At 43.9% G+C, this 25,367-nt stretch carries 29 protein-coding genes and 1 tRNA gene; 15 read left to right on the top strand and 15 right to left on the bottom strand.

The window, feature by feature from the left end:
• Positions 1-30: 30 nt before the first annotated feature.
• Positions 31-891, top strand: a complete 861-nt coding sequence (locus CPIN_RS06875) for an aldo/keto reductase (protein WP_012789061.1) — start codon at positions 31-33, stop codon at positions 889-891.
• 111 nt (positions 892-1,002) lie between these two features.
• Here CPIN_RS06875 and CPIN_RS06870 read toward each other — a convergent pair whose 3' ends face one another.
• Both CPIN_RS06870 and CPIN_RS06865 read right to left on the bottom strand, forming a co-directional pair.
• Positions 1,003-2,370: an SMI1/KNR4 family protein gene (locus tag CPIN_RS06870; RefSeq protein ID WP_012789060.1), complete on the bottom strand. Its 1,368-nt coding sequence runs from the start codon at positions 2,368-2,370 to the stop codon at positions 1,003-1,005.
• Positions 2,371-2,472: 102 nt separating this feature from the next.
• On the bottom strand, positions 2,473-2,988 hold the full coding sequence (locus CPIN_RS06865) for a hypothetical protein (protein ID WP_012789059.1): 516 nt from the start codon (positions 2,986-2,988) through the stop codon (positions 2,473-2,475).
• Between the two features lie 251 nt (positions 2,989-3,239).
• On the opposite strand from CPIN_RS06865, the gene CPIN_RS06860 reads away from it, so the two are divergent.
• On the top strand, positions 3,240-3,581 hold the full coding sequence (locus tag CPIN_RS06860) for a hypothetical protein (RefSeq protein WP_148230516.1): 342 nt from the start codon (positions 3,240-3,242) through the stop codon (positions 3,579-3,581).
• 91 nt (positions 3,582-3,672) lie between these two features.
• Here CPIN_RS06860 and CPIN_RS06855 read toward each other — a convergent pair whose 3' ends face one another.
• A complete protein-coding gene (locus CPIN_RS06855; RefSeq protein ID WP_012789057.1) occupies positions 3,673-3,873 on the bottom strand; it encodes a hypothetical protein in 201 nt (66 codons plus the stop codon).
• Positions 3,874-3,957: 84 nt separating this feature from the next.
• Here CPIN_RS06855 and CPIN_RS06850 point away from each other — a divergent pair, with 84 nt between their 5' ends.
• Positions 3,958-4,260 (top strand): hypothetical protein, encoded by a 303-nt coding sequence (locus CPIN_RS06850; RefSeq protein ID WP_012789056.1) that lies wholly within the window; start codon positions 3,958-3,960, stop codon positions 4,258-4,260.
• Positions 4,261-4,274: 14 nt separating this feature from the next.
• On the opposite strand, the gene CPIN_RS06845 is transcribed toward CPIN_RS06850, so the two are convergent.
• Entirely contained in the window at positions 4,275-4,958 is a 684-nt protein-coding gene (locus CPIN_RS06845; RefSeq protein WP_012789055.1) for a sterol desaturase family protein, read from the bottom strand.
• A 110-nt stretch (positions 4,959-5,068) separates the two neighbouring features.
• On the opposite strand from CPIN_RS06845, the gene CPIN_RS06840 reads away from it, so the two are divergent.
• Positions 5,069-5,626, top strand: coding sequence for a hypothetical protein (locus tag CPIN_RS06840; RefSeq protein WP_012789054.1), 558 nt, complete (start codon positions 5,069-5,071; stop codon positions 5,624-5,626).
• Positions 5,627-5,659: 33 nt separating this feature from the next.
• Here the strand turns inward: CPIN_RS06840 and CPIN_RS06835 are convergent, their stop codons facing one another.
• The gene (locus CPIN_RS06835; RefSeq protein WP_012789053.1) at positions 5,660-6,433 is read right to left on the bottom strand and encodes a type 1 glutamine amidotransferase domain-containing protein; all 774 of its coding nucleotides are present in this window, start codon (positions 6,431-6,433) and stop codon (positions 5,660-5,662) included.
• Between the two features lie 99 nt (positions 6,434-6,532).
• Here CPIN_RS06835 and CPIN_RS06830 point away from each other — a divergent pair, with 99 nt between their 5' ends.
• The gene (locus tag CPIN_RS06830; RefSeq protein WP_222838186.1) at positions 6,533-7,114 is read left to right on the top strand and encodes a Crp/Fnr family transcriptional regulator; all 582 of its coding nucleotides are present in this window, start codon (positions 6,533-6,535) and stop codon (positions 7,112-7,114) included.
• 7 nt (positions 7,115-7,121) lie between these two features.
• Here the strand turns inward: CPIN_RS06830 and CPIN_RS06825 are convergent, their stop codons facing one another.
• Positions 7,122-7,922 carry a hypothetical protein gene (locus tag CPIN_RS06825; RefSeq protein WP_012789051.1) on the bottom strand — a complete coding sequence of 267 codons (801 nt, stop codon included), beginning with the start codon at positions 7,920-7,922 and terminating at the stop codon, positions 7,122-7,124.
• A gap of 35 nt (positions 7,923-7,957) precedes the next feature.
• Positions 7,958-8,152 (bottom strand): hypothetical protein, encoded by a 195-nt coding sequence (locus CPIN_RS06820; RefSeq protein WP_012789050.1) that lies wholly within the window; start codon positions 8,150-8,152, stop codon positions 7,958-7,960.
• A gap of 208 nt (positions 8,153-8,360) precedes the next feature.
• Here CPIN_RS06820 and CPIN_RS06815 point away from each other — a divergent pair, with 208 nt between their 5' ends.
• The 5 genes from CPIN_RS06815 (at position 8,361) to CPIN_RS06795 (ending at position 12,446) form a co-directional block, all read left to right on the top strand.
• Positions 8,361-9,548, top strand: a complete 1,188-nt coding sequence (locus CPIN_RS06815; protein ID WP_012789049.1) for an NAD(P)/FAD-dependent oxidoreductase — start codon at positions 8,361-8,363, stop codon at positions 9,546-9,548.
• Positions 9,549-9,580: 32 nt separating this feature from the next.
• On the top strand, positions 9,581-10,078 hold the full coding sequence (locus tag CPIN_RS06810) for an RrF2 family transcriptional regulator (RefSeq protein ID WP_012789048.1): 498 nt from the start codon (positions 9,581-9,583) through the stop codon (positions 10,076-10,078).
• Positions 10,079-10,232: 154 nt separating this feature from the next.
• Entirely contained in the window at positions 10,233-11,009 is a 777-nt protein-coding gene (locus CPIN_RS06805; protein ID WP_012789047.1) for a glycoside hydrolase family 16 protein, read from the top strand.
• 123 nt (positions 11,010-11,132) lie between these two features.
• Entirely contained in the window at positions 11,133-11,933 is an 801-nt protein-coding gene (locus tag CPIN_RS06800) for a DUF5995 family protein (protein ID WP_012789046.1), read from the top strand.
• Positions 11,934-12,041: 108 nt separating this feature from the next.
• Positions 12,042-12,446 (top strand): response regulator, encoded by a 405-nt coding sequence (locus CPIN_RS06795; protein WP_012789045.1) that lies wholly within the window; start codon positions 12,042-12,044, stop codon positions 12,444-12,446.
• Positions 12,447-12,449: 3 nt separating this feature from the next.
• Here the strand turns inward: CPIN_RS06795 and CPIN_RS06790 are convergent, their stop codons facing one another.
• Positions 12,450-14,000, bottom strand: coding sequence for a PAS domain-containing sensor histidine kinase (locus CPIN_RS06790; protein WP_012789044.1), 1,551 nt, complete (start codon positions 13,998-14,000; stop codon positions 12,450-12,452).
• Between the two features lie 149 nt (positions 14,001-14,149).
• Between CPIN_RS06790 and CPIN_RS06785 the strand changes: the two genes are divergently transcribed.
• Together CPIN_RS06785 and CPIN_RS06780 are read left to right on the top strand one after the other, a co-directional pair.
• Positions 14,150-14,992, top strand: a complete 843-nt coding sequence (locus tag CPIN_RS06785) for a dienelactone hydrolase family protein (RefSeq protein ID WP_012789043.1) — start codon at positions 14,150-14,152, stop codon at positions 14,990-14,992.
• Positions 14,993-15,088: 96 nt separating this feature from the next.
• Positions 15,089-16,351, top strand: coding sequence for a chloride channel protein (locus CPIN_RS06780; RefSeq protein WP_012789042.1), 1,263 nt, complete (start codon positions 15,089-15,091; stop codon positions 16,349-16,351).
• Here the strand turns inward: CPIN_RS06780 and CPIN_RS06775 are convergent.
• Both CPIN_RS06775 and CPIN_RS06770 read right to left on the bottom strand, forming a co-directional pair.
• Complete coding sequence (locus tag CPIN_RS06775) at positions 16,345-17,643, bottom strand: hypothetical protein (RefSeq protein WP_012789041.1); 1,299 nt, start codon at positions 17,641-17,643, stop codon at positions 16,345-16,347. The two genes, CPIN_RS06780 and CPIN_RS06775, sit on opposite strands and share 7 nt — an antisense overlap.
• Positions 17,644-17,925: 282 nt before the next feature.
• Entirely contained in the window at positions 17,926-18,312 is a 387-nt protein-coding gene (locus CPIN_RS06770) for a response regulator (protein ID WP_012789040.1), read from the bottom strand.
• Positions 18,313-18,413: 101 nt separating this feature from the next.
• On the opposite strand from CPIN_RS06770, the gene CPIN_RS06765 reads away from it, so the two are divergent.
• A tRNA-Glu gene (locus CPIN_RS06765) sits at positions 18,414-18,485 on the top strand.
• A gap of 112 nt (positions 18,486-18,597) precedes the next feature.
• On the opposite strand, the gene CPIN_RS06760 is transcribed toward CPIN_RS06765, so the two are convergent.
• Positions 18,598-19,203: a hypothetical protein gene (locus CPIN_RS06760; RefSeq protein ID WP_012789039.1), complete on the bottom strand. Its 606-nt coding sequence runs from the start codon at positions 19,201-19,203 to the stop codon at positions 18,598-18,600.
• Positions 19,204-19,403: 200 nt separating this feature from the next.
• Here CPIN_RS06760 and CPIN_RS06755 point away from each other — a divergent pair, with 200 nt between their 5' ends.
• Positions 19,404-20,528 (top strand): lysylphosphatidylglycerol synthase transmembrane domain-containing protein, encoded by a 1,125-nt coding sequence (locus tag CPIN_RS06755; RefSeq protein WP_012789038.1) that lies wholly within the window; start codon positions 19,404-19,406, stop codon positions 20,526-20,528.
• Between the two features lie 8 nt (positions 20,529-20,536).
• Here the strand turns inward: CPIN_RS06755 and CPIN_RS06750 are convergent, their stop codons facing one another.
• From CPIN_RS06750 to CPIN_RS06740, 3 genes are all read right to left on the bottom strand, one after another.
• Entirely contained in the window at positions 20,537-21,529 is a 993-nt protein-coding gene (locus tag CPIN_RS06750; RefSeq protein WP_012789037.1) for a Gfo/Idh/MocA family protein, read from the bottom strand.
• A gap of 6 nt (positions 21,530-21,535) precedes the next feature.
• Entirely contained in the window at positions 21,536-23,071 is a 1,536-nt protein-coding gene (locus CPIN_RS06745; protein ID WP_012789036.1) for a GMC family oxidoreductase, read from the bottom strand.
• 568 nt (positions 23,072-23,639) lie between these two features.
• Positions 23,640-24,095 carry a MaoC family dehydratase gene (locus tag CPIN_RS06740; protein WP_012789035.1) on the bottom strand — a complete coding sequence of 152 codons (456 nt, stop codon included), beginning with the start codon at positions 24,093-24,095 and terminating at the stop codon, positions 23,640-23,642.
• Positions 24,096-24,513: 418 nt separating this feature from the next.
• On the opposite strand from CPIN_RS06740, the gene CPIN_RS06735 reads away from it, so the two are divergent.
• A complete protein-coding gene (locus CPIN_RS06735; RefSeq protein ID WP_012789033.1) occupies positions 24,514-25,071 on the top strand; it encodes a hypothetical protein in 558 nt (185 codons plus the stop codon).
• Positions 25,072-25,180: 109 nt separating this feature from the next.
• On the opposite strand, the gene CPIN_RS38915 is transcribed toward CPIN_RS06735, so the two are convergent.
• Complete coding sequence (locus CPIN_RS38915) at positions 25,181-25,342, bottom strand: hypothetical protein (protein ID WP_187294745.1); 162 nt, start codon at positions 25,340-25,342, stop codon at positions 25,181-25,183.
• Between the last annotated feature and the right edge of the window lie 25 nt (positions 25,343-25,367).

Raw genomic sequence — 25,367 nt, 5'->3', positions numbered from 1 at the left:
CCATAGCTTTGCTTTCATAAAATTTCTGGTATGGAGACATCATCAAGTTTTAAACCGACCTTTTTATTAGGTGGCGATATAGAGATCAATCGTATGGGCTATGGAGCTATGCGTATTACCGGCCCAAAGATCTGGGGGATGCCTGAAAATCCGCAGAACTCAATAGATGTTCTACAACGAGCTGTTGAATTAGGCGTAAACTTTATTGATACAGCCGATCAGTACGGCCCATTTACCTCCGAGCAATTAATTGCAGATGCGTTATATCCTTATAAGGATAATGTCATTGTAGGCACCAAAGGCGGCCTTGTACGCTTTGGCCCCTGGGCAGATATTAATAACGACGCCAGTCCACAGCACTTACAGGATGCACTTGACGGCAGTCTGCGCAGACTTAAACTGGAACAGATAGCACTTTATCAATTACACCGCATCGATCCTAAAGTTCCGGCAGAAATCAGCTTTGATTTCCTGGCGAAAGCACAGCAACAAGGCAAAATAAGACACCTGGGCTTATCTGAGGTATCTGTAGAGGATATTAAACTCGCGCAAAAACACTTTAAGGTCGTTTCAGTGCAGAACCGCTATAGCGTACTGGATCGTCAATGGGAGTCCGTACTGGAATATTGCAAATCTGAAAACATCGCCTTCATTCCCTGGTTCCCGATAGGCGGCGGCATGGTGCAGTTAGAAGAAAAGCTCCAGGAAATAGCTACCCGTAAGCAAGTGACCATGCATCAGCTGGCATTGGCCTGGTTATTACATCGTGCAGATAATATTCTGTTGATACCTGGTACTTCCAGCGTGGCTCACCTGGAGGAGAATATAAAGGCGGCGACTATTGAACTGACTGCCGATGATATAAAGGAGCTGAATGGACTGGTGCAGTAACAATATCACAAACGAATTCAACCTTTTACCTTCAAAAAATAACCTGTCATTACTGACAGCTTATTTTTTGAAGGTTGATATGGGCTTTAATAATAGAATGTCTTTAAAAACTTATTCACCCAAGTCGTTTTTCAGCAGAATGGTCTTATTGTTCAAGCCATACGCTGCTAACCTATGATTCAGATTTGATAAGATATAGTCCTTTTCTTCAGGGAATTTTTCTGCGATTCTTTTATAATGTTGTAATAGCCTTATATCGTACACATCAGAAAGTGCCTGCAATGCGCTATGAATAACCCTGTTAGAAGAGGCATTTAGTCCTTTTATAAAGGTCTCTAAAAAGTCGCTTTTATTTTTCAATTTCCCCAATGTATAAAATGCTGTCACTTGCATTTCTTCATGTTCTCTTTCTGCAAATGGAACAATCAGGTCACCAAAGTCAGCTGTTGCATCAGCCAGTAAATATGTGCAAAACCTGAATTTCTCCGCATCATCAACATCGGCTATGTATTTGCGAATAAGCGGTACCCATTCAACACTGGTGCTTTTTGCATACCAACGAATCATACTGCAAACACTTCCTATATCCGTTCGGGCCAGGTCAACCAGATAAGGTTTTGCTCTTCCATAATCAAATTTGGTAAGTATGTGAAGCAGATCTTGTTTAAACTCCTTGCTGCCGTTTAACAATTGTTCTTCAACAATTTCTATTGTCTCCGCTTCTAATTTGTGTTTACATAAAATGCCCTTTAAACATTCTTCTTTTTCCTTGATACTACCCGTTTCTAAGAACAGGTGGATCATTGTCGTGTCTGGGCCTCCCATTGCATAACCAAACCAATTTACACCATCCTGTAATAGTTGACCAGAAATGACTTCATCCAGCCAGCGTTCATACCAATCCAGGAAATTGACTTCAAAAGTGAATTGTGGTTTTGGGCCATCCATAGAGATATTCACAACACGTCCCTTATATGCACCATTTATAATAAGCCCATGAATATACGCACAACCCTGGGATCCGATAGGAATAACACCTCCCCATATTTTACCCAGTTCTCTATAAAGCTCCTCATCCGAAAGCTCTTCATCGTCATCAATCTTTGCATTTAATGATTGCCAATATTCCGCTGACATGTCCGGATAAATGACACAATCATTCTTCAGATATTCTTCTGCTTTATCACCAATGAGCTCTTTTATATTTCTCCCCAATGGATAAATACCATAATAAGGGCCGGCTGCCGAATCTTCATACCCGGTACCACCATTCCCAACCTGTAATAAGAAAGACCTGTAACAATCAGGGAAGCTAACCCCGTATTGTTCTTCCAGTTTAAGGATATCCTCCGCAGCAACAGGCTCATTCACCTGGTATTTATGATTTTTTGCGCCTAATACCGTTAAGTATTTATCAACATTCCGGGCCTGGGAAAGTTTATCTTTTATTCTTCGTATCTGTTCATCAAACAATACCATATCTGTTGCAATTATTACACTATCGCAATGATATAATAAAGCCACTTATAAAACAAAAAGCAGCCCTCAGGCTGCCTTTTTCCTATTCACAGATAAATGCTATTATAACGTCTCAATAAACCCAATACTGATTCCTCTGAAACAATCATCCGCGCATCCATCTTCCACATACCCACAACTGGAGATCATCCCATGATTATTTGCTTCAAAATACGTCTTCGCATTATCTCGCTTTTTCAACCAATCATTCTTTGCACTACTATAGATATCATCCAGTGTGAACAATCCGGCGCCTGCTGTATGCGAGCCCAGACTGGCCGCATCTTCTTCCCACTGTGTGCGTGTTACAAAATCGGGACTGCCAGGTATTCGCTCTTTCTGTACATATGAACGTGCTATGACATGCCCATCCTTCACAGTCATAATAGTTTCAGATGCAGTACCCGCCCAGCTGGCCGTAGCCACCATATAACGATAGGAATTACCGGAATAAGCCTTAAAGCCGTTCCAGGCTTTTTCACTTTTGGAATAATCATCTCCAAACTCCATGTCCTTCTTACACGATATCAACAGCGAGGCGATTAACACGAGGATAACAGGGTAAACATTGAGCTTCATAAACAATATAGGTTTTCAGATAGAACGGGGGAATAATTGTAAAAGTTACATTCCCTATCCAGGAAATGTCTCTTCCGGCTGATCCAGGCACTTCTAGTTGTGTCTACACGGCATAAGCATCAGGCCACCCCTGTTTTACAATCGTGGCATTCTTTGATACATTCACTAAAAGATCAGGGGCTTGTTCGCAGGGCATTGACTATGCAGATTCCTCCTTTTTATTATTTTTACAGATAGTTATTACAAATTCAATGAAGAGAGTCCCTTATATTCTTTTGTATATCATACTGGTTGCCGCGTGGTGTATATTGTTCTATCAATTCATGACTCCGGTAAAAGACGGTCAGGCCATATTATCATTATTTACCAGCTGCGCGTTTTATAGCCTGATCTGGGGCGTTATGGTCTCTCTCTTTCAACGTCTGTTCGGCTGGAGAGGATACGGCATGTTATTGCTGCCTGTGGCAATTATGATCGTGTTCCTCCTGGGCATGGATAAATCGACTTTTCTGTTTATGATCGGGCTGATGCTTATCAGTGTCCTGGTCTCGCTCACTAAGATATTTGCATACAGAAGGAAGAATCCGCGTTGATAGAGATTCCTTCCTGCACACAAAGAGGTCGACCTGTTCCTGTCGACCTCTTTGCGTTTAAAGCGATCAAAGGCATTTACAAACTAAATGCTTATCCAACTACCACCACAGCAGCACCTGTTTTATTGGCGCCGTTCTTTCTATCCTTCCGAATATCGATGAATCCATAATTGCCGCCACCTTCAATAAATACACTCCCCTTCGCTACGCCCACATGACCACTGATATCTGCATTAAAACCACGCAAAAGAACGGGGAAACCGGACAGTACAATAAAGCCTGCAGCGATCAATGGTCTTAAAAATTCCTTATAATTTTCATGATCTGGCCGGGGGAATCGGGTTTTATGTACTTTTCACTTTAGTAATCCAGTATTATGACACACGGCAGTAAATCACCACACATCCTCAATACGTCCACTAACCTCCTGGGCTTTTGTTTAATTGTGCTGACCTCTATCAAAGTCATGCACTTTAATCATAGTACATTGATCGATGACAGTACCGGCATTGCAGCATTACTCTTAATGGCCAGTTGTTTTCTTTCTTTCCTGTCTATGCGCGCAGAAGGTAGCCGTAGCAGCGAACGGATGGAGAAAATGGCTGATTATGTATTCCTGATTGCGTTGATCTGCGTAAGTGTGACCATCGTATTGGTCTCCTTTAATATCATTTCATAGGTCGTAACACCAGCTTATTTATAAGTCTTAAACAAGCGGTCCCATATACTCGTGTAGAAACCAAAATTGTGAGTTATGTCCTGGTGATGATTATGGTGAAAAGTAGACGTCCCCAGGTATTTAATCAGCGGTAAGCGCAGGATCTTTTCCGGTATAGGCTCTATCCCCAGATGCCCTGCTAATCCGAAGATGACATTGATCATCAGATAGATCACAATGGCGTAGACGTTGAATGGATATACAACCAGCAGCAACAGCCACAAACTACCAAAACCAAATGCTTCAACAGGATGCAGGACGAACAGATCTATCGGCTTCGGATCGACGGCTTCGTGATGCAGCCGATGTACCGCTTTATACAGGAAGGTTTTATGGATAGCAATATGAAAAACGTACATCAGCAGGTCCATCGCCAGGAACAGGAGCAGAAAATCCAGCAGGAGATTCCATGAAACACCCATCGTAATCTTAACAATTCCATGTTTCCAAAGCCAGAAACCGGCATAAGTAACAATAGTATTGATGATATTAGTAATGATGCAAATGGTCCATTCTTTTGGCGTATAAGGGCCTTTATAGTAAAAACGGCCTATTAATAAGACGACACAGGTAATCAGCACGTTTTCCAGCAGGAAAATGAGCCAGACGTACCCTACGGGTAGCTGCAACAGATAGTTGAGGAGTGTTTCGATATTCAAAGCAGTGTAAATCTAAACAATTCTCCTTATCGCTGCTATTGGCTGAATACATACTAAATGAAAAAGGATACTATCTTTATACATCGCATTCCTATAACCTGTATTTCTACATGATGAGTGACGTTTTATTATATTTCTCTAACCATATGTGGGCACTGTTTCCCGGCTATGCATTTACTATTCTCCTGCTAATGGTATTATCACCAATTTTCACGTTCATTCATCTACATAAGAAAAATCTGCTTGTTTCAGCCAATATAACAGCTGCTGCTGTCGCCTGCTTTTTGTTATTCTTATGGCTGCTTGAACTACTTATTGCCTATCATTACGAGGACGATGCAGGACATGGCTTTTTCTTATTCCGGTTGCGGGCATTATCAATTCCGATATTATTACTGGTTATCAATATCCTCTTATCGCTATCACCAGGAAGGCGCTATAGTATTATCTGGACCATTACAATGGTTATACTCTGTAATCTTTCCTTTTATATAGAAAATATCTGGCTATTCATCACTAGTTTTCTCCCCGACTACCTGCATACTAACTGGTCTACCAAACCATTGCCCTGCTACCAATATGGCCTGTGGTATGCATCATATACATTCGCGTTTATCGTACTTACACTTTTATTAACTGGCATACGTCACAAATATAGAAAGCATTAATCCGGAATGCGCTATGCATCCCGGATCATACTTTTATTTTGCGGATAAAGCCACCAGTAATTTCTGTGCCGTTGGTGCTGCAGAAGCAGGATTCTGTCCTGTGATCAGCAAACCGTCCTGTACTGCAAATGGCCCCCATGGCGTTTCACTTTTTTCATATTTAGCGCCACGCTCTTTCAACATATCCTCCAGGGAGAAAGGTATCAGGTGTGTCGTCTGACCGGTCTGTTCTTCATTATTAGAGTAGCCGGTAACTGTCTTACCACTGGTGAAGTAAGCCCCGCTTTTTGTCTTAATATTCTTTAAAGCAGCAGGACCATGACAAACGAAGGCAACAGGCTTTTGCTGTTCGATGAATGCCTGGATCAGGGCAACTGATTTTGCATTTTCAGGCAGGTCCCACATAGGTGCATGTCCACCGGGGTAGAATACTGCGTCATAATCTTTTGCCTTAACCGTACTCAGTTTTACGGTATTATTCAGCACCTTCTGTGCCTGCCCATCCCCCAGAAATTGTTTTGCAGACGGCGTCAGGAAATCAGGTAATATACTTCTCGGATCAACAGGTGCTTTACCGCCTTCAGGAGAAGCGATCGTCAGTTCGATATTGTTTTCTTTTAACAGGTAGTAAGGAGTGGTGAACTCTTCCAGCCAGAGGCCCATTTTAGTACCATCTTTCAATGCGGAAAAGGAAGTCACTACAATGAGTACCTTCTTTTTCTGCTGCGCGGATACGCTTGTTGTATGCAATGCCAGTACGGAGATCAGGGCCATTAATGCTGAGACATATTTTATCTTCGTCTTCATATATTTATTTTTTCACAAAGCTACCTTTAGGTGCTACCTTGCGACAAGGACCTGTATCACAGATTTGATGTGATGTAGGTCACATCAAATCATTCACCTTTGCGTTCAACTGAACTTATGTACCCGGCGCTGAGAAAACATTTTGCGGAATTAGCTGATCTGACTGATGCCGAATATGAGCGCATAGTTTCCTGCTTTAAAGAGAAACGGTTTAAAAAACATGCCATCATTCTTCATCAGGGCGATCCCGTCAATCATGAATATTTTGTGCTGAAAGGCTTATTGAAAACCTTCCTGGTAGACAATAACGGCAAAGAGCATATTCTGCAATTCTCTATGGAGAACTGGTGGGTATCAGATTATCAGGCCATGCATACCGGTGCTCCCTCTTCCTTTATTATTCAATGCCTGGAAGATGTCGAGCTGTTATACATGTCTTATGATGACCGTAAAAGGCTGTGTGACGAAATACATCAATATGAACGTTTCTGCCGGTTGAAAGTCACCTCCGGCTTTATCAGTATGCAGAACAGGGTTATGGCATTGCTGAAGAATGATGCGCAGTCCAGATATCAGCAGTTATTACACCAGTATCCTACTTTATTTCAGCGGGTACCCAAAGCGATGATCGCCGCATATCTGGGCGTCAGCAGGGAGACCCTGAGCAGATTACAGGTCTGATCACTGACTATTCTGCCAGCTGATCAATCGCGTCTTCCGGGATGTCAAAATACAGGTAGGTAATATTGATGTTCAGCACTTCTTTCATCGGGATGATCAGGTAATCCCCCTTTACAGGCATGGAGTCGCCCGTATGCTGATCGTAAAAGCTGGCCTTACCTGCTTCCACATGCGGTTTATCTGATCTGAACTCCTTTCGCAGATCCCTTTTTACAGCACGTTGCAGCACGATATAATCCAGCTCGGTCGACTTAGGTTTATAGTAATATTTCACCAGGATACCCGAATACAGGATACTGGCTTCCTTGGTATTGGCCAGCACGTCCAGGTAGACCAGGTCTATGTTAGACACATTGCTTTGTTCTCCTGATATATTCAGGATATCGCCTTCAAATGCTTCGTACCATTCATTTCCCAGACCAAATAAACGGGATACCAGCTTCCAGCCCATTTCCAGCTTATTAATCACAAACCCCAGTACGCCACCCAGAAAAATAGCCAGCAGGTTATACCCCAGAAATTTAATGATGTCCGGACCTAATACAGCATTGTTCAGGGTAAATCTTGCGTTGGAATAAATAATATTCAGGATAAGGTCAAACTTTACTGTCACATTGAACAGGCAGAAGCAGAGCAGGATAATGATATGGATAAAAATAGGGACCACTGTAAATACCCATATAGAGTCAGTGATCGATAAAGTAGACAACAGCCCTTTCAGATTTTCCAGGCGGTTAACAGCCAGTCTGAAGGATATTGCAGGAAGAAATAACAGCGTGAGGATAAAAGCACCTAATGCTAAATTCATCTTTGAGGCAGATATGGCTAAATATGGATACCGGGTTACATAGAAGTCACTTTACGGACCCTGACTTCCAGGTCACGCAAAGATCTTCCGTCATTGATGGCTACATGAAAAGGAATAGCAACCCCATTGGATAATTGTTTGAAATTATTCACAACAGCTGCAATTAATGCATTAGAAGCCTGTGTACTCTTTAAGAAGGCAGTACCCTTTTTGCTAATTTTTGCTTTCATGATACCCAAATATAAGGGTTTTTCCTGCAAAGGAGCAAACACCCACTTAAAGCACTGTTCCACAATTAAATACAATAATTTTCCCTGTCCACTATAACCTGATAAAGCCCCTTTTCTGACTCCCCTTTACAAAAATAATTTCCCGTTTTATTCCAAACAAAACTATATTTGCGACAACATGTATCCGAATTATCTAAATTAACTCTTTATGAAACATCTCATCATTATAGGCGGCGGTTTCTCCGGGTTCTGGAGTGCTGTGAGCGCTGTAAGACAGAGCCGGGAAATGGGAAAAACGGCTGAACTGAAGATCACCGTGATCAATAAAGACAACTACTTAACCAACCGTCCAAGGCTGTATGAAGCACACCTTGATACCGTGCGGACCAATATCCAGCCATTACTGGAACCGCTGGGCGTATCCCTGTTGACCGGTCTGGTCACAGACATTCAGCCAGCGGAACATCGCCTGATCATGGACCAGGATGGCCAGCAAACAACCTTAACATATGATTATCTGATTGTTGCAGCAGGCAGCAGATTAAAACGTCCTGATATTCCCGGGGCAGAAAAGATCCATCATATCGACGATTTCCAGGGCGCTACGCAGTTGCACGCACATATTGCCCAGCTGGCAGCCGGCGGTTTTAAAGAAAATGGCGCTGATACGGTAGTGGTAGTCGGCGGTGGATTGACAGGACTGGAGATCGTGACGGGTGTACAGGAGATTGTTAATAAATATGCGGACCGGCAGATAAAGGTAGTATTGATCGACCGGCAGGGTAATGTAGGCGGCGCCTATTCCCCTGAAGCCCGTACCTATATTAATGAAGTGTTGCTGAACCAGCATATTGAATTACGTCTGGGCACCCTTCCGGTAAAAATTGAAGAAAACCTGGTCTACCTGGCTAACGGAGAACAGATCCCTGCCGGCACCGTTGTATGGACGGCCGGTCTGGAGGCTAATCCGCTACATGCTTTCTTCACCGGCGACAAAGACAATATGAACAGACTGGCCGTTGACGAGTATTTCAAATTACCTGGTTATAGCAATATTATGGTCACCGGAGATGCGGCCCTCTCCAAACCAGATGGCGTAAACCATGCGCTGATGTCCTGTCAGTATTCCCTGTTCCAGGGTAAGTGGTCAGGTCACAATGCTGTGGCCGATCTCTTTGGCGGAGAGAAACTACCGTATGTGCAATCCACTTATGTTACCTGCGTCGACCTTGGGCCTGAAAAGGCATTATTCACCAGAGGATTTGAGCGGAAAATGGAAGCGAATGAAGCAGTGGGCAAACAGATCAAGACAGAAATTAACACTGTATGGATCGTACCATCTCCAGACCCAGAGGCAAACGTTGCGGCTGCAATCCCGGCAGATCCTGCTTTTTAGCTATCTTTGGGGGATAACCAGCTTAAAATTGTATGCCATTACTGGGAAAAGGTGTTGAATACGCGATTCACTCAATGTATTATCTGGTGGACGTGTCCAGGGATAGTGCCATGACGATTGCGGATATGGCTACATTTCAGAATATCTCAGAAAGCTATCTCGCAAAGATCTTTACCCGTTTGCAAAAGGGCGGACTTGTACGTTCGGCCCTGGGAGTGAAAGGAGGATATGTCCTGGCCAGACCGGCCGAGGAAATCTCATTCTGGGATATAGCCGTGGCAGTGGAAGGCAGGGTCTCTCTCTTCGAATGTCATGATGTACGCTCCGGTTGCGTAATCGGTATGACAAATGGAGGGCAGACAGGCGTATGTACTGTACATGCCGTTTTCCTGGAAGCCAGTCAGAAACTGGAAGCTTTCCTGAAAACAAGAAACCTCCGCTGGCTGCATACAACACTCCTGGATATCATCCCAGATGAAACAAGAGCCGAAGCAGAAAACTGGTTTAATCTCCAGAAACTCAGAAAGTAAGTTTACTTATTATAGAAGGTCCTCCCGTTGGAGGGCCTTTTTTATTGCCCTTCCTATCTATTTAAAAAATTTCTTGCGGTCACATCAAAGTATACCTCCACCCCAATTGTCATAATAGCAAAACCCTCATTTTCCCTAAAGTAAACCATTAACTATGCAAAAGTTCACAATGCTGATTGCTATCCTGGCTATATTCAGCAGCTGCGCCAAAGACGCGGCATCCACGACTGGTACAGATCAGGCCAACGGAGGCCGTAAGCCTGCTGCAGAAGCTACTTATGTCAGTTTCAGCGGATATACCTGGGAGGTAAGAAATGAAGCAGGCACTTCCGGTCCAGGTCCCAACTATTGGAGCAACTCATCCAGCAATGTATGGGTGGATGGCGCTGGTCACCTGCACCTGAAAATAAGGAAAGACGCTGCCACCGGCAGATGGTATTGCCCTGAAGTAACCACTACGCAGTCTTTCGGCTATGGCACTTATGTATGGAAAGTAGAAGGCGCTGTAGATAAACTGGATAGAAACATTGTACTGGGTCTGTTCAATTACAAATCCGGCGATAATGGTCATCATGAAGTAGACATCGAATTTGCTCGCTGGGGCAATAACGCATGGCCTAATTATAACTATACTGTGTATCCTGCCACCGGTTCAGGCAACGTATCCCAGACTTATGAGCTGGCCCTGAATGGCACCTACTCTTCGTATAAGTTCACCAGGACTGCGACGTCCGTAGCCTACAAAGGTTACCATGGACACAACCTTACTGAAGCAAATTCCTTCTTCCCATGGACGACTCCTGCAGGATATAATGTGAGCACATTAGCCCTGCCGGTGCACATGAACCTCTGGTTGTTTGAGGGTAGTGCGCCTTCCAATAACCAGGAAGTAGAAATCATTATACACTCATTCACATTTACGGCAGCGTAAGTGTTTTAAGTTTTGTAATGGAGAGGGTTACGCCTGGAAGGTTTCCACCTTCTGGTTAACCCTTTTCTTATTAAATTAAGTTAGATTTACGGCCAGCAAAGTTTACCCCCAAAACACCACATTATGGCCGCCCACACTATTAATGAAGTCATTCAGCAACTGGAAGACATTATTACTACCTCCGCAGATACCAACAGCAGACTTGGCTTCTTTGCCGCCCTCTATCACAAAGTAACCGTCAGGGTACAGGAAGGCATTCTCAATCATGAATTTGAAGATGGCCCCAGGATGGAAAAACTGGACGTCACATTTGCCAACAGGTATATAGAAGCCGTTCGCCAGTATAAAAATGGTCAGCCGCCTACCGGCTCCTGGCTGGTCGCATTTGAAGGCGCCGAAAAATCATCCGTATTGGTTTTACAGCATCTGTTGCTGGGCATGAATGCCCATATTAACCTGGACCTGGGTATTGCTGCTGTGGAAACATCCGGTGATCAGGACATCCGCTTTATTCGAAGAGATTTCAATACCATTAATGATATTCTGGGTTCTCTGACAGGAGAAGTCCTTACAGAAATCAACCGCATCTCCCCTTTTCTGTCCCTGCTTGGCCTGAACGCCGGCAATAATGAATCTATTCTGATACAATTCAGTCTTACCAATGCCCGGGACGGCGCCTGGCGTTTTGCCGAAGAACTATCGGAGAAAAAGGGAGCTGATTACACGGCCTGTATTGCAGCCAGAGATGCCGGTATCGGGAAACTTGCAGTGGGATTATTACAACCAGCCGGAAAGCTGATCAAATTTACCGTCTGGATCATCCGTCTTTTTGAATGGAGAAGCCCCCGCCGGATCATACAGGCACTTTATGCGGCCAAAAGAGCTTATATCCGTGTGTCTGCTCAGCCCGCACTACAGCCATAATATAGTTAGTACTACTATCCCGGCCTGGCAACACATGCTATTGAAATTTTCGAAAGATTGTATAATTTAAGCCCTCAATACGGAAGTTTACAAATTTATATCTTACTTATGGATGGCAAGGCTAAAATTATTTTTTTAGCAGATGATGACCCGGAAGACCAGGAAATCCTGAAAGACGCAATTTTAAAACAGGATCCGGCTGCAAATATCTATTCTGTCATGAATGGGCAACAGGCGATTGACTATCTGGTCAACTGTCCAGAGAACTGTTTGCCCTCATTGCTTATACTCGATTATAAAATGCCGATTTTCAATGCAGTAGAAATATTGGAAAAGATAGCCGGCGTCCCGCAGCTACAGGCGATCCCTAAAGTTGTATGGAGCACATCCAGCCAGGCCGACCATGTAAGACATTGCCTGGACAATGGTGCGGATCTCTATTTTGTAAAACCCACCAAAACGGAAGACCTGAATAACATGGCCCGCCAGATGCTGGATATCAGCAAAGACTAGTTGCTATTCAATCGGAATGAAGATATCGAAGGTAGCGCCGATACCCGGTATGCCATATGCCTTAATTTGCCCGCGATGATTCAGCACGATCTTTTTACAGATGGCCAGTCCGATACCCGTACCGGCAATATCCGGCAGGGTATGCAAACGCTGGAATACATCGAATATCTTTTCTGCATGGTCAGATTCAAAACCGATCCCATTATCGGATACAGATAATTTATATCCATTCAGCTCCGCATTGTTAAGAAGGATATCCTCTGCAGGCAACTGCGTTTTTGTAATAGTAATGTTGATATGGGGATGGCGTTCAGGGTGATGGTATTTGAGTGCATTACTGATCAGGTTATCAAATAGTTGACTAAACTGGAACGGAATGACACGCATCACCGGCAAGGGGTCCAGATGGACGACCGCCTTCAATTTGTCTATTGTAGGCTGGTGAGCCTCCAATACCTCATTTACAATGGTAGTCAGATCTACGTCTTCGGGTTCTTTAGAAAAGGCTGATGCCTGCGAATACATCAGCAGATCGTCAATGAGTCCCTGCATCCGGGAGGCTGCATTAATGGAACGGTGCAGGTATTCCCGCGCCTTTTCCGGTAATGCATCTGCTGCATTGTCATTGATATAGTTATTGTAGAACTGTACTTTCCGAAGTGGTTCTTTCATATCATGAGCCGCTGCATAAGCGAATTGTTCCAGCTCCCTGTTCTGAAATTCCAGGTCGCTTGCATACTGTCGGATCCTGTCTTCCGCCAGCTTTCTTTCTGTAAGGTCGCGGGTGACTTTTGAAAAGCCGATCACCTGCCGGTCTGCGTCATGTAAAGCTGTAATAACAATACTGCCCCAGAAACGGGTCCCGTCTTTACGCATCCGCCAGCCTTCATGTGCCGCTTTTCCGGTCTTCATCGCTTCCGAAATCAATTGTTCCGGTAATTGTCGTTTACGGTCTTCCGGTAGATAAAACACACTAAAGTGCCGGCCGACAATTTCAGATTCATGGTATCCCTTAATCTTTTCAGCGCCTTTGTTCCAGTTCTGAATAATCCCTGATCTATCCATGGAGAGTATGGCGTAATCTTCCACCTCTTCGATCATCTTATAATATCTCTCCTCACTCTGTTGAAGCTGCTCATTCAGTTCTGCGAGATGACCGGCCCGTATTTCTGTACCCGGAACAATGGTTACGGCCACTTTCTCAAAACAATGTATCAGTCCGATCACGCTCCCATCCCCGTCTTTTAGCGGCGTAATACTCCCCCTGACGATCACTGAAGTATCATCAGCATGACTAATCGTTGATTGCCAATCTTCTAAGGGTAATCCCTCCTCTAATACAGCAGCGATCACCGTACTGTCATGAAATATGGTTTCCCCCGCAGAGGGTGTTCTTCCCCACAATTTTACAGCGCGCGCATTGCAACATATGATGCCGCCATTCACATCACATATATAAGCTGCCACCGGCAATTGCTCCAGTAGTCCGGCAGACGAGATGCCCGCTTCACCTAGCAGTGTATTTGCCATTGCAGTGTTAAATCCTTGTTCCATGTCTTGAAATTATACAATCCTATGCTAATTTTAGCTGTGTCAGGTAGAACAGTACCTATTTAAATAAACAGCAAGCAGCCCTATCAGTATTAATCTTTAACTTTGCGCCGTTTTTTCCATATAAAACACAAATACTCAAATACTATCACATGAGATTCAACATTGCAACAATGATCGCTCCCGCAGCACTTGCATTCTGCATGGCTGCATGTAACAATCAGCAGGCAGGTGCAGAACATACTGCTGACAGCACCGTTACCAAACCAACAATTACAGAAGAAGCTGTTACTATCCAGGCTGACAGCGTTACCCTTAACAGCATTGTCGCTTTCAGCAGCGATACTACCGTTAAAAAACCAATTGTACTGATCGTACCTGAGTGGTGGGGATTGGATGATTACGTAAAAGGCCGTGCTAAACAACTGGCTGAGCTGGGCTACCTAGCAATCGGTATTGATTTTTATGGTGGTGGAAAACATGCAGAAAACCCTGACCAGGCTAAAGCATACGCTACCCCATTTTATATGAACCCACAGCTGGGTTTCAGCAGATTACAGGCAGCGCTGGCAAAGGCAAAAACCTTCCCACAGGCTGATACTACCCGTATTGCTGCGATCGGTTATTGCTTCGGTGGTTCTATGGTTCTGAATGGCGCGAAACTGGGTCTTCCGGTAAATGGCGTAGTGAGCTTCCATGGTGGTCTGCAGACCGTTCCTCCACAGCAGGGACTGACAAAAGCGCAGATCCTGGTATGTCATGGCGCAGCTGATCCATTTGTACCAGCTCAGGACGTAGCTACTTTCAAAAAACAACTGGATTCCCTGAGCATCCCTTATACATTTAAGGAATATGCAGGTGCTACCCATGCATTTACCAACCCTGCGTCTACTGCTAACGGCAAGAAATTCAATATGCCTATTGAATACAATGCTGCTGCTGATACCGCTTCCTGGAATGACATGCGTACCTTCTTTGGAGTAATCTTTAAATAAGCGTATTTAAGCACATTTTAATGGAGCGTCTACAAAATAGACGCTCCATTTGTTTTTCATGCCCTAACTTTGCAGCGTCAAAAACAAGGGAATGCTATGCGTAAGAAGATTATTCAGTTCAATTATATAAAACTTTTTGTTGCTTCTGTTATGGCGGGTTTATTATCAGCCCTCCTCGCAAGCGTACTGAAGCATATTACTGAACATTACGAAGAGCATTTTTTTAAGACTATCTCCGCTTCCTCCTACCTTTTCCTCATATTCCCGCTGATCGGTCTGGTACTGATACATGTACTCCGTAAATATGCTTTCCGGAAGAAACCCAACAAGGGTATTAAAGAGATCTATCTGACCCTGGACACCCGCCGCAATGAATTACCCAGCTATAAAATACCTTCTCACTTTATCAATGGTTTTCTGACAGTTATCTTCGGTGGCTCGACCGGCGTAGAGGTTTCTACAGTTGTGTCTACTGCTACTATCGGGGCTATGACCAGGCAAAAGGCATCCATCGCCAACAGCTATAAAACGGAACTGATCTGTGCTGGTGTAGCTGGTGGTCTGACAACGCTGTTTGGCAGTCCACTGGTAGGTTTACTATTCGCCGTTGAAGTCATTGCCCGCAAAGTGACTAAAACCATCCTGCTCAGCAGTATCTCTGCTGTACTGGCCGCATGGGGTTTGCTGCAACTGCTTCATGAAGAGCCCTTCTTAAAGCTCAGCATTACGCATTGGCAAGTAAGTGCGATCCCTTACATTATCGGATTGAGTGTGATAGCTGGTATCATCTCTGTATTCTTTACCAAAACAGTCATTGGTATAAAACACCGGTTTGGGACGATAAAAAAAGATTCTACACGTATTATTGCCGGGGCAGCTATTATCGGTACAGGTATATTCATCCTGCCAGCATTATTTGGAGATAGCTATAGCGCAGTTACTGAAATGGTTGGACGTTCCCAGCATGAGGCATTTACCATTCCTTTCGGTATTACCCTGCTGGCAATCGTGTTACTGAAACCAATCATTTCTTCTGTGACCCTGGGTGCAGGAGGTGATGGAGGTGTATTTGCGCCAAGCATTGTAATGGGCGCTCTGTTGGGGTTATTACTGGCAACAGTCTGCAATCATTACTTCGATAGTCAGCTGATTGTAGCCAATTTCATCATCATGGGTATTGCTGCGGTATTGAGTGGCAGTATACATGCACCACTGACATCAACTTCACTGGCCTGCCGTTTATCCGGCGGCTTCATTCTTGCCGTGCCGGTACTGATCGCCAGTACAGTGGCCAGGTATACTGCCAAAAAGATCTATCCTTATACAGTGTACAGTTATAAAGACCAGCCGGCTCAGTAACCGTATCCGAGATCATCGGAACGTCTGGTACCGAGTATTTTATAATTCATATCATCGAGCGCTTTCACCACTTTTGCCCTGTCTTTGTACAGGGACCTGTGCTGGTAGTTAAATACGCCCAGTCCTACGTGAAATAACACGCCACTGATGACGATGATCTTCAGCAATTTCAATACAAATCCTTTCCTGGCGATCAGCCATTCATAGCAATAGAACGAGTATATCATCGGCAACGGCAGCAGCATACAGAAGGTATGCGATGACGGACCTTTGATAGAAAAGAAGAAACTCGCGAATACCAGCAGATAGGTAAAGAGATTCAGCCATCTCATTTTTTTCCATTCTTCGTTGTCGGTTTTAACGAAATAAGACAGGATAAACACGCCTACCTGTACAAATCCTACCAGCAGGAGGAACAGGAAAAACGGCGCAATCCACATCTGTTCTTTCAGCAGCTGCCATTTCTCTTCTGAATTACCTACTACATAAGGTATTTCGAATGCTGCAAACGACCAGTACCTCGTCAGGATGGTCACTGCATTGCCTATATTTTTCCAGTTAAATACAATATTAGCGCCCACATTGCCTGCCTGCGGATCCGGATGTAACCAGGTAGGTATCAACGTGAGGGTACCTATGAGCAGTCCGCCGATATAGGGAAAAAGACATAACGCAGTTTTCTTAAATCCTTCTGTGCGCAGATAAAACAGGAAACCTATCCCTGCATATGGCAGCAGGAGGATCCAGGACATATGTAACTGCATGATCAGGGTAGTGACCAGTCCCATTACGCCAAAAGAGACCCATGGAGCGATGAATTTATCCTTTGTGATAGGTAATACCTCCAAAAGACAAATAAAGAAAGGAATGGCCAGCGCAATCGCATAAGATGGATTTACCACCCTGGTACTGTAGTACAGTGTCCAGGGAGTAGTCATACAGAGTACCCAGATAATCCAGGCAGGTACGCCCTTGATACGGCGGGTAATATAGTAAGCCAGCAGAGAAAGGCTGGCAAAAGAGAAAACGTTCAGGACGATGGCCGGCATTTCCGGCAGTTTAGCGATATAGAAGCCGATACTTACCAGCAGTCCCTGAAGCGCCCCCGGAATCTGGGTATTGGTATACACCACATCCGGACCGTAGGTTGGCCAGGTACCGGTGGTATAAGATTTCAGGCCGATCAGATAGATCTGTAGTTCGTCGGCGAACCAGAATTCTGAGCATAATCCATAAATCACGCGAAAGACAAATAGTGCAAGCAGGAGCAGAAACAGCTGTTTCCTATTCATAATTAGTTGTTTGTTGTAGTTGCGGAGGGGCCAAATTACACAACTTTCTCAATTGTTGCCGTGAGAGAAGTCAGGAGATCGGTGAAAACGGCAATGAATCAGGAAGGTAATTCATAGATAAGTCGTATATAATCCATTCTTATAGATACGGGTTATCTATGGCTTATCTATGGGTTATCTACGGGAAACATATGGATTACCGTGCCTTTTCAACAATTGTAAAGACATAAAAAAGGCATGACCGATGGCCATGCCTTTCTAATATCATGCGTTGGACGGATTTTATTCTCCAAGCAGGAGATCGTACAGTTCTTTTGCCATTTTCTGATAGCCAGGAGCGCTATCAGGTTTAATGAAGTGTTTCAGTGCTCCCATTTGTGCGCACTTCTTCTCGTCATTCCCGGTTGCAGAGGCGGAAAAGGTCACGACAGGGATTTCCCTGAACGCGTCACTCGTTTTCAGATAGTACAGGATATCATACCCATGTCCTGCCGCAGACAGAATTACATCCGGGAACAGGATATCTGATTCTTCCATGATCGTTTTAAGGATCTGGCCGTCTTCTGCGATGGCTAATACGTTGAACAAACCGGTATCTGCAAAGGATTCCTGGATCAGTACCTTACCATCTGCATCGTTTTCTGCTATAAGTATGTTTAATTTTCCCATAGTTGTACAAAGGTGATATTTTCTGACCTTTTTGAAAATATTTTAAAAAAGATTTTGTGGATTGAAGTTTTTGTCTACCTTTGCAATCCCAAACGCGACACGCCGCGTTGGTCAATCGGCTAAGACGCCTCCCTTTCACGGAGGAATGACGGGTTCGACTCCCGTACGCGGTACGAAGATAACGGCAACAATACTAAAGTATTGTTGCCGTTTTTCTTTTGTGGTAATTCGTGTGGTGATCGGGCGATGTCGAGGAAGACTTCATTTATGCGTGTGGTTCACACCTCAGAATTTGAGATAAGCTATCCTCGGATCGGCTTCCCGGTATTCTATCCCATAACTATCACCTTTCTTCACATTCAATTTCTTTCCTTTAGGCAATCGCTGGAAACGTTTTATCTCACCATCACCGGTACGGAGATTGTATTTGAATCCGATAAGGTCTGATTCCACATGGATGATGGTAGCATCGGTTTCTCTTGTCAATTCTCCTTTCAGAAAGACAGGTGCGGCAAACATTATCACACATTCTGACGGGTCGTCTTTACTGTAAATGACCTCATAATGCTCTCCCAGGTACATATAACTGGAAGGAGTGCCAGTCCTTTCCTTATATGTCTTACCATCGACAACATATGTAAAGTAAGCATAACTCCCTTTCATAGATCCCACCTTGACAATAGTGCCGATCGTTTTAGTATTACTTGCCGCAATCCTTTCAGTCCTGCGATCGTCTTGCCACCCAATTACTTTTACAATACCCCAGATACATAAGAGAACAATGATCGAATAAAGAACATTCATGAAAAAAGTCGTCCAGCCGCTTACTGGCGTCAGTATCACTTTAGGTATAAGTGGATATCTACGATTGATATCTGGCTTCTTTTTCATTTTTCTATTCCTGGCCTGGTGAAGTTATCCCAAAAAATATATCTTTCTGATCATTGATTTATTATGCCCGCTTTAGCCGGTTATTTGCCCGCTTCCCCCTATTTTCATCATCAAACCTTGATCACTGCAGCTTTATTTGCATCACAAATAGCAATTATTTTTCCAGCCATCCTAAAATAGCTGAATAAACCAGTATACATATGTTGTTAGAAGAAAAAGTGGAGACAGCAGAAAAGACAGTATCAATTCAAGCACCAACAGCAAATGAAAATCCCGATAAACAACTTTTTAATAAAAGAATGATCCTTAAAGGGGCTATGTGGCTTGGTTTGTTAACCATCGCATCAGTCGCTGTCGTGTTTTTTTATTCACATACTGGTGATACCATCATAGCGCTAAGCAGCATTAAACTTAAATATATACTGATATGCTTCGGTATGGTTTTTATCGACCTGATGCTGGGCAGCTGGCGTAACCATATTTTTATACAAAAATTTAAACCGGGCGTGTCACACTGGGTAAGTTTTAAGGCCAATGTTGCTAATATGTTTATGGGAGCAATAACGCCATTCCATAGTGGTGCAGGCCCAGCTCAGTTATATGTATACAACCGCCATGGCGTAAAAGTACTGGACGGATTTATTGTCAGCCTGATTAACATGGGTGCAACGCTGCTCTTTATGCCATTGGCCGGCTTATTAGCTATATGGGTAATGAATAACCAACTGGAAAGCGGCCTTATAAAGATTTTACTCAAATATGGCTTCTCGGTATTTTTCACTTTTGGGGTTGTTTTCATGCTTGCTTTCTGGAAGCCGCTATGGATCGGAGCTGCTTTGATCAAAATCGCTGCGCTGTGTAGCCGGATCTGGCCTGCGAAGAAAGAGCGGATAACGAAATGGGCTAACACGTCTTATGCTAACATTCTTCATTACCAGCAAATTTGTAAAAAATTATTACAACATCATCCCTTGCTGTTTCCTCTGAGTCTGCTGATGACGACGCTGCTTTACCTGAATAAATATTGTATGCAGTATGTGATATTATTGGGCCTGGGCATTCATGCCGATATGTTACAGGTGATAAGCATTCAGATCCTCATCCAGTTTATGATCTATTTCGCACCAAGCCCTGGTGGGAGTGGATTTGCCGAAGCCAGCATTGCTGTCTTGTTTTCAAGGATTGTCCCTACATCCATATTGCCGGTCTTTACATTATTACAGCGATCTTTTCTGCTCTTTTTTCCGGCGCTGATAGGCGCATTTGTAATATTAAATCTACTTAAAACCCATACCATATCGGTGCAAGACGACAATCATGGATAAAATAATACTTATCTGCAATTGTGTGTTAATAATATGCCGCTCGTTTGGTAAGCCTGCTCAATTAACTCAATATCGTGCCTGGCCATTTGCAGATTAAAGGCGGCATCTTCACCAGTACGCAAGGCATTTACAAAATCGGCCAGCATGCCTTTTGTTCCGCCGATGTCTCTGATACCAGGGAATATCAGCCGCCATTTTTCACCGCGGACAAATATGTATAAACCGTTCGATTCAAATTTTATAGATCCTTTACTACCGAAAATACGGGAATTGCGTAAGCCTCTGAACAAGGCGTTCACTTCCCAGGAATAAAGCAATGTGCCAACAGGCCCCTCTGCATATTTCGCTACCACCTGCATACTGCGTTCAGGCTTGCCGGTATTTGACGCCAGAAACCCCGTTACAGATTGTACGGTTAAGCCCAGGTTTGATATATAGTTGATCCAGTGGATCCCCCCTTCGAATAATGCGCCGCCTGCTATCCCCCCATCGGCACGCCAATCGCTTACTTGTTGACTTTTGGTGGCGTTAAAAAATAAGAACCTGATATCACCTATCAGGTTCATAGCCAACACTTCACGCAGCTTTTTTAACGCCGGTTTATAAAAGTAATTTTCAGCCACCAACAGCTGAACGCCTTTTTCCTGGCGAAGCTTATCAATGATATCAAAATCTGTTGAATGGAAAAACGACGGTTTTTCACATATAACATGTTTACCTGCGGTCATTGCTTCCATCGATAATGCCAGGTGGCTATCCGGTGGAGTGCAGATAAACACTACGGATACATCCGGCGATTGGATGGCCGCGGTATATGAAGAAAAGAAACCTTTGCCCTTGTATTGATCAGCATATTTCCTGGCCTTGCTTTCGGCACGGCTGGCAAAGTACAGCTCTACACCTGCAAAACCCTTGAGCCTTTTCGCATGTTTACCGGCTATTGCTCCGCAGCCTAAAAAGGCTATGCGTACCTGGCCTTCTACCCTTTTGTAGGTCGACATAAACTGTCAATTTAATCTGGTAATAAATTCGCCTACCCGTAGTGCATTTGCGGCAATGGTTAGGCTTGGGTTTAACGCTGCCGATGTTGGCATTACGCTACCATCGGTAACATATAAATTATCTATTCCCCTGAAATGGCAATGCTCGTCAAGGGCTGATGTCTTCTCGTTCAAACCCATACGTACTGTACCCACCGCGTGTGAAAACGTACGAATATTATGTATATAATGGGTGAGCGCCCCCGCCCCTTTCATGATCTTTTTACCCTCTTCGGTTAAAATTTTCATTGCGGCGTTATCCCTGTCGCTATAGCTGTGGTTGATAACAACTCGGGGCAAACCAAATTCATCGGAAAAAGCGGCATCAATCGTTAGCGCATTATTGTATTGCGGTTGGTCTTCAACAATGGCCAGCAAGCCACTTAATAACTTTACCGCCGGACTAAGTACCTTCCCTAATACGCCCTTTAATTCATTTTCAACTACACTTGCGGGAGGGGTTGGCATTTGCTGTAAACTACCCAGTTTATTAAATCCGGGGGCTTGGGGGTGACCAAAATAATAATCCAGTATAGCCAGCTGTTTATGAAAACGGCCTTCCTTATCGGCAACGCCGGGGAAAATACCAAATATGATAGCATTTAAATGCCGCATCAGGTAGCGGCCCACTACATCGCCGCCGGGGTTGTAGTGTTGCAGACCCGATGATAACAGGATATGCGGTGTACCTAATGCACCGGCAGCCAGTATAAATTTATCGGCCTTAAATGTATACGACTGTTTGGATGTTTTCGATACGCACTCGATGCTTACAATACGACGATTTAGTACGTTTAATCTTGTCACTACCATATTGTGCTGTAGCTCCATACCGTTTGCCGTCAGCTGAGGGATCAGGATGGTAGCCAGGTCGTTCTTCGCGCTTACGGCACAGGCAAAAGTATCGCAGGTCTTGCAGCTAAGACAGGTTTGGCGGCTTGTATCTTCGTAATTAATCGCCAAAGGCAGCTGAAAAGGATGCAGCCCTAATTTTTGCGCGCTGGATTTCACCTTTTGGGATATATTGGCCAAAGCAGGTGCATGTTGCGGCAATGGCGCACTGCGGCGTGGTTCGGTTGGATCAATATCCGTTTCGCCCGATATGTTTAATATGCCCTCGGCTTGTGTGTAATAGCTTTCCAGGTCGTCATATGTAATGGGCCAGCCTTGCGCATCCTTACCCTCGATTTGCTCATTCTTTTCAAAGTCGGCCTCGCGAAAACGAAAAGATACACCGCCATAAAAAGCCGATGGTCCGCCTACGCAGGAATACAAGCCCATGGTTGGTTTATTACCGCCAACGGGCACATGCAACAGGGAAGATTTATCATAAAAAGGAGAAAGATCAATAGAACCCTTTGGCCCCCAGTTTTCTTCAACACTGCGCTTTACCCAGTCACCGCGCTCCAGCATGAGCACTTTCATCCCGGCATCAACGAGTGGTTTAGCAGCCATCGAGCCTCCAAAACCACTGCCAATGATAATAACATCGTAGCTATTCATATACCAGTGTTTGGTAAGCGTGCAGCGCCAGCATTACATGGGCGAGAAAGATCTTCGGCGGAGGTAGTAAAGTGTTTCAGGTAAGACTTCATTTATCAGGTTTATGTTGCAAATGAAGCCGCAATCATCAGGGGTTAATGTAAAAATCAGCGGGAAGCGGGCAAATAACCGGCTAAAGCGGGCATCCCTTTAAAAGCATACCCACAAAGGATCCGGAACAATAAATATTAGATAAGTGCTTTAATCAGCAGGCTGGAAAACGAACTTGGGTTAGTTCGGCAAAATGGAGATTGCCCTGATGATGGGCGACGGAATGCCAATGTTTGAGGTCAAAAGTTCAGTATCAGGAGTTCAATTAAATGAGTCGCCCATGTTCTTAAAAATAAGCATGTATTGATAAATTGAATGCGCTACCGTCTTTCAACGATAGGATATACATGCCCGAATTACTATCGCCAGCCCTTTCGGCGCTCGAGGTAATACGACCAAAGCTAAATGGTTGCAAAGAAAAAAAGGCGCTTCAATATTCAACTGAAGCGCCTTTGATATTCAAAACGGTTTACATGCCCTAGAAATGATACAGGAATACTACATCGCCTGTATAAGCTGGTTTTGTCTTCCCTTTAATATTAAGGGTCGCAGCAATCACCACTTTTGTAACGCCTCTCAAATCAACGATAGATTTCAGCTTAGCACTCAGCTGTACCTCGTCGTTCACCAACACCGCCTGACCAAACTTAAATTGTTCTATACCGTAATTAATTTCCATCTTAACATTGCGGATATCTGCAATTTGCTTCCACAGATAAGGAATTAATGACAAGGTCAGATAACCATGCGCAATGGTTGATTTGAAAGGGCCTTCATTTTTTGCCTTTTCCTCATCACAATGGATCCATTGATGGTCCAGGGTTGCATCTGCAAATTTATTGATCTGTGCCTGATCAATTGTATGCCATTGAGAAACCCCAATTTCTTTGCCCTCGAATGCTTGATATTCTGCGAAACTATTGACGATTACCACAACTTTTTCGTTTATAATTTAATAATTACAGCTACCTGACGATACTTATAATGTCGCCAGGACAAGCGAATTTATAACCTATTTTTACATGTATCCCAAATATTTTGCATTTTCATTTAATTAAGATTCGCTATAATACCGTTTGAGGAAAGCATTCTCCACTCCGTACAGCCCCTTCAAACATAGCTACAACTAACTGTAATTCAATATATTTTACAATCTCACATAGGAAGCTCAGCCTTACATGATAAAATATCATTCTGTTTTTTTTGCAACTGAGATGCATTTCAATTTTACCAATGGAAAAAATGCAGCGATAATACTCCATTATCTTCTTTCTACTTGGATAAGGTGCGGCAGGGTTTGGTACTATTGCCGGCAGACTTAAATTTGCCCTGCAATACAATCCCTACCCAATATGAAAAAAGTAATCCCTTTACTACTGCTTTTGCTGTTTGCCATTACCACTCATGCACAAACTGCAACATGGATAGACCAGCTAAAAGAATTCAGAAGCGCTGTATACCAGCGGGACAAAGAAAAAGCAAAACAATTCTTTAAATTCCCTGTGGCCAATCCGGGAGCTAGTTTCTGGAGCGCCTGCAGCGGGTACAATGATGAAGAAACTGGTAAAAAACTGACTGCACTAGCCCAAAAAGAAGCACCGCTGACAGAGAAGCTGTTTGTGCTTTATTTTGATCAGATCTTTCATAAGCAATTCGTTACCTCCTTCCTGAAATTGAAGACAAGCGAACTATATGAGAAAGGGCAAACGCAAACACCTGATATAGAAGACGATAGTGAACATTTCTACCTTATGATAGCAAAATACGATGCTGCCACAGGCGATTTATCACTCACCATAAGAGGACGCTCGACAGTAGAAGGTGAAGATGGCGGCGAATATAGTTACCAGTATAAGTTCAGGGTCATCAATGGTCAACTGACCTTTATTACCACCTTCATCGCCGGATAGCTTATCATCTACACTTCTTAATTCAATAACCTGTTAATAGCCGTCGCCAGCTCCTTTGTGTTAGTTGGCCTCGGCGCATTGACATGCGTAATGGTTCCGTTCTTATCTATCAACAGATACCTGGGGAAGCTCGCTGTTGCAGGATGTCAGCACTCGTATCGGCACCGGCAGCCAGCAGTGTTGCTTTATCCGGCATAGCATTACTCATGGAACGGGTCAGATTACTATTGAGTGCAGATAAGCGTTTCGCCAACGGAGCATTGCCAGACAACTCACCGAGATAACGTAAGGTAGCC

The sequence above is a fragment of the Chitinophaga pinensis DSM 2588 genome, from assembly GCF_000024005.1.
In the GTDB taxonomy this organism is placed as follows: domain Bacteria; phylum Bacteroidota; class Bacteroidia; order Chitinophagales; family Chitinophagaceae; genus Chitinophaga; species Chitinophaga pinensis.
This window is presented reverse-complemented; position numbering and strand designations above follow the sequence as displayed.

Excerpts from the sequence above, each read along its gene's own strand:
- CPIN_RS06875 (WP_012789061.1), top strand. The coding sequence starts at position 31 with ATGGAGACATCATCAAGTTTTAAACCGACCTTTTTATTAGGTGGCGAT.
- CPIN_RS06870 (WP_012789060.1), bottom strand. The coding sequence starts at position 2,370 with ATGGTATTGTTTGATGAACAGATACGAAGAATAAAAGATAAACTTTCC.
- CPIN_RS06865 (WP_012789059.1), bottom strand. The coding sequence starts at position 2,988 with ATGAAGCTCAATGTTTACCCTGTTATCCTCGTGTTAATCGCCTCGCTG.
- CPIN_RS06860 (WP_148230516.1), top strand. The coding sequence starts at position 3,240 with ATGAAGAGAGTCCCTTATATTCTTTTGTATATCATACTGGTTGCCGCG.
- CPIN_RS06850 (WP_012789056.1), top strand. The coding sequence starts at position 3,958 with ATGACACACGGCAGTAAATCACCACACATCCTCAATACGTCCACTAAC.
- CPIN_RS06840 (WP_012789054.1), top strand. The coding sequence starts at position 5,069 with ATGATGAGTGACGTTTTATTATATTTCTCTAACCATATGTGGGCACTG.
- CPIN_RS06835 (WP_012789053.1), bottom strand. The coding sequence starts at position 6,433 with ATGAAGACGAAGATAAAATATGTCTCAGCATTAATGGCCCTGATCTCC.
- CPIN_RS06825 (WP_012789051.1), bottom strand. The coding sequence starts at position 7,922 with ATGAATTTAGCATTAGGTGCTTTTATCCTCACGCTGTTATTTCTTCCT.
- CPIN_RS06820 (WP_012789050.1), bottom strand. The coding sequence starts at position 8,152 with ATGAAAGCAAAAATTAGCAAAAAGGGTACTGCCTTCTTAAAGAGTACA.
- CPIN_RS06815 (WP_012789049.1), top strand. The coding sequence starts at position 8,361 with ATGAAACATCTCATCATTATAGGCGGCGGTTTCTCCGGGTTCTGGAGT.
- CPIN_RS06810 (WP_012789048.1), top strand. The coding sequence starts at position 9,581 with ATGCCATTACTGGGAAAAGGTGTTGAATACGCGATTCACTCAATGTAT.
- CPIN_RS06805 (WP_012789047.1), top strand. The coding sequence starts at position 10,233 with ATGCAAAAGTTCACAATGCTGATTGCTATCCTGGCTATATTCAGCAGC.
- CPIN_RS06800 (WP_012789046.1), top strand. The coding sequence starts at position 11,133 with ATGGCCGCCCACACTATTAATGAAGTCATTCAGCAACTGGAAGACATT.
- CPIN_RS06795 (WP_012789045.1), top strand. The coding sequence starts at position 12,042 with ATGGATGGCAAGGCTAAAATTATTTTTTTAGCAGATGATGACCCGGAA.
- CPIN_RS06790 (WP_012789044.1), bottom strand. The coding sequence starts at position 14,000 with ATGGAACAAGGATTTAACACTGCAATGGCAAATACACTGCTAGGTGAA.
- CPIN_RS06785 (WP_012789043.1), top strand. The coding sequence starts at position 14,150 with ATGAGATTCAACATTGCAACAATGATCGCTCCCGCAGCACTTGCATTC.
- CPIN_RS06780 (WP_012789042.1), top strand. The coding sequence starts at position 15,089 with ATGCGTAAGAAGATTATTCAGTTCAATTATATAAAACTTTTTGTTGCT.
- CPIN_RS06775 (WP_012789041.1), bottom strand. The coding sequence starts at position 17,643 with ATGAATAGGAAACAGCTGTTTCTGCTCCTGCTTGCACTATTTGTCTTT.
- CPIN_RS06770 (WP_012789040.1), bottom strand. The coding sequence starts at position 18,312 with ATGGGAAAATTAAACATACTTATAGCAGAAAACGATGCAGATGGTAAG.
- CPIN_RS06760 (WP_012789039.1), bottom strand. The coding sequence starts at position 19,203 with ATGAAAAAGAAGCCAGATATCAATCGTAGATATCCACTTATACCTAAA.
- CPIN_RS06755 (WP_012789038.1), top strand. The coding sequence starts at position 19,404 with ATGTTGTTAGAAGAAAAAGTGGAGACAGCAGAAAAGACAGTATCAATT.
- CPIN_RS06750 (WP_012789037.1), bottom strand. The coding sequence starts at position 21,529 with ATGTCGACCTACAAAAGGGTAGAAGGCCAGGTACGCATAGCCTTTTTA.
- CPIN_RS06745 (WP_012789036.1), bottom strand. The coding sequence starts at position 23,071 with ATGAATAGCTACGATGTTATTATCATTGGCAGTGGTTTTGGAGGCTCG.
- CPIN_RS06735 (WP_012789033.1), top strand. The coding sequence starts at position 24,514 with ATGAAAAAAGTAATCCCTTTACTACTGCTTTTGCTGTTTGCCATTACC.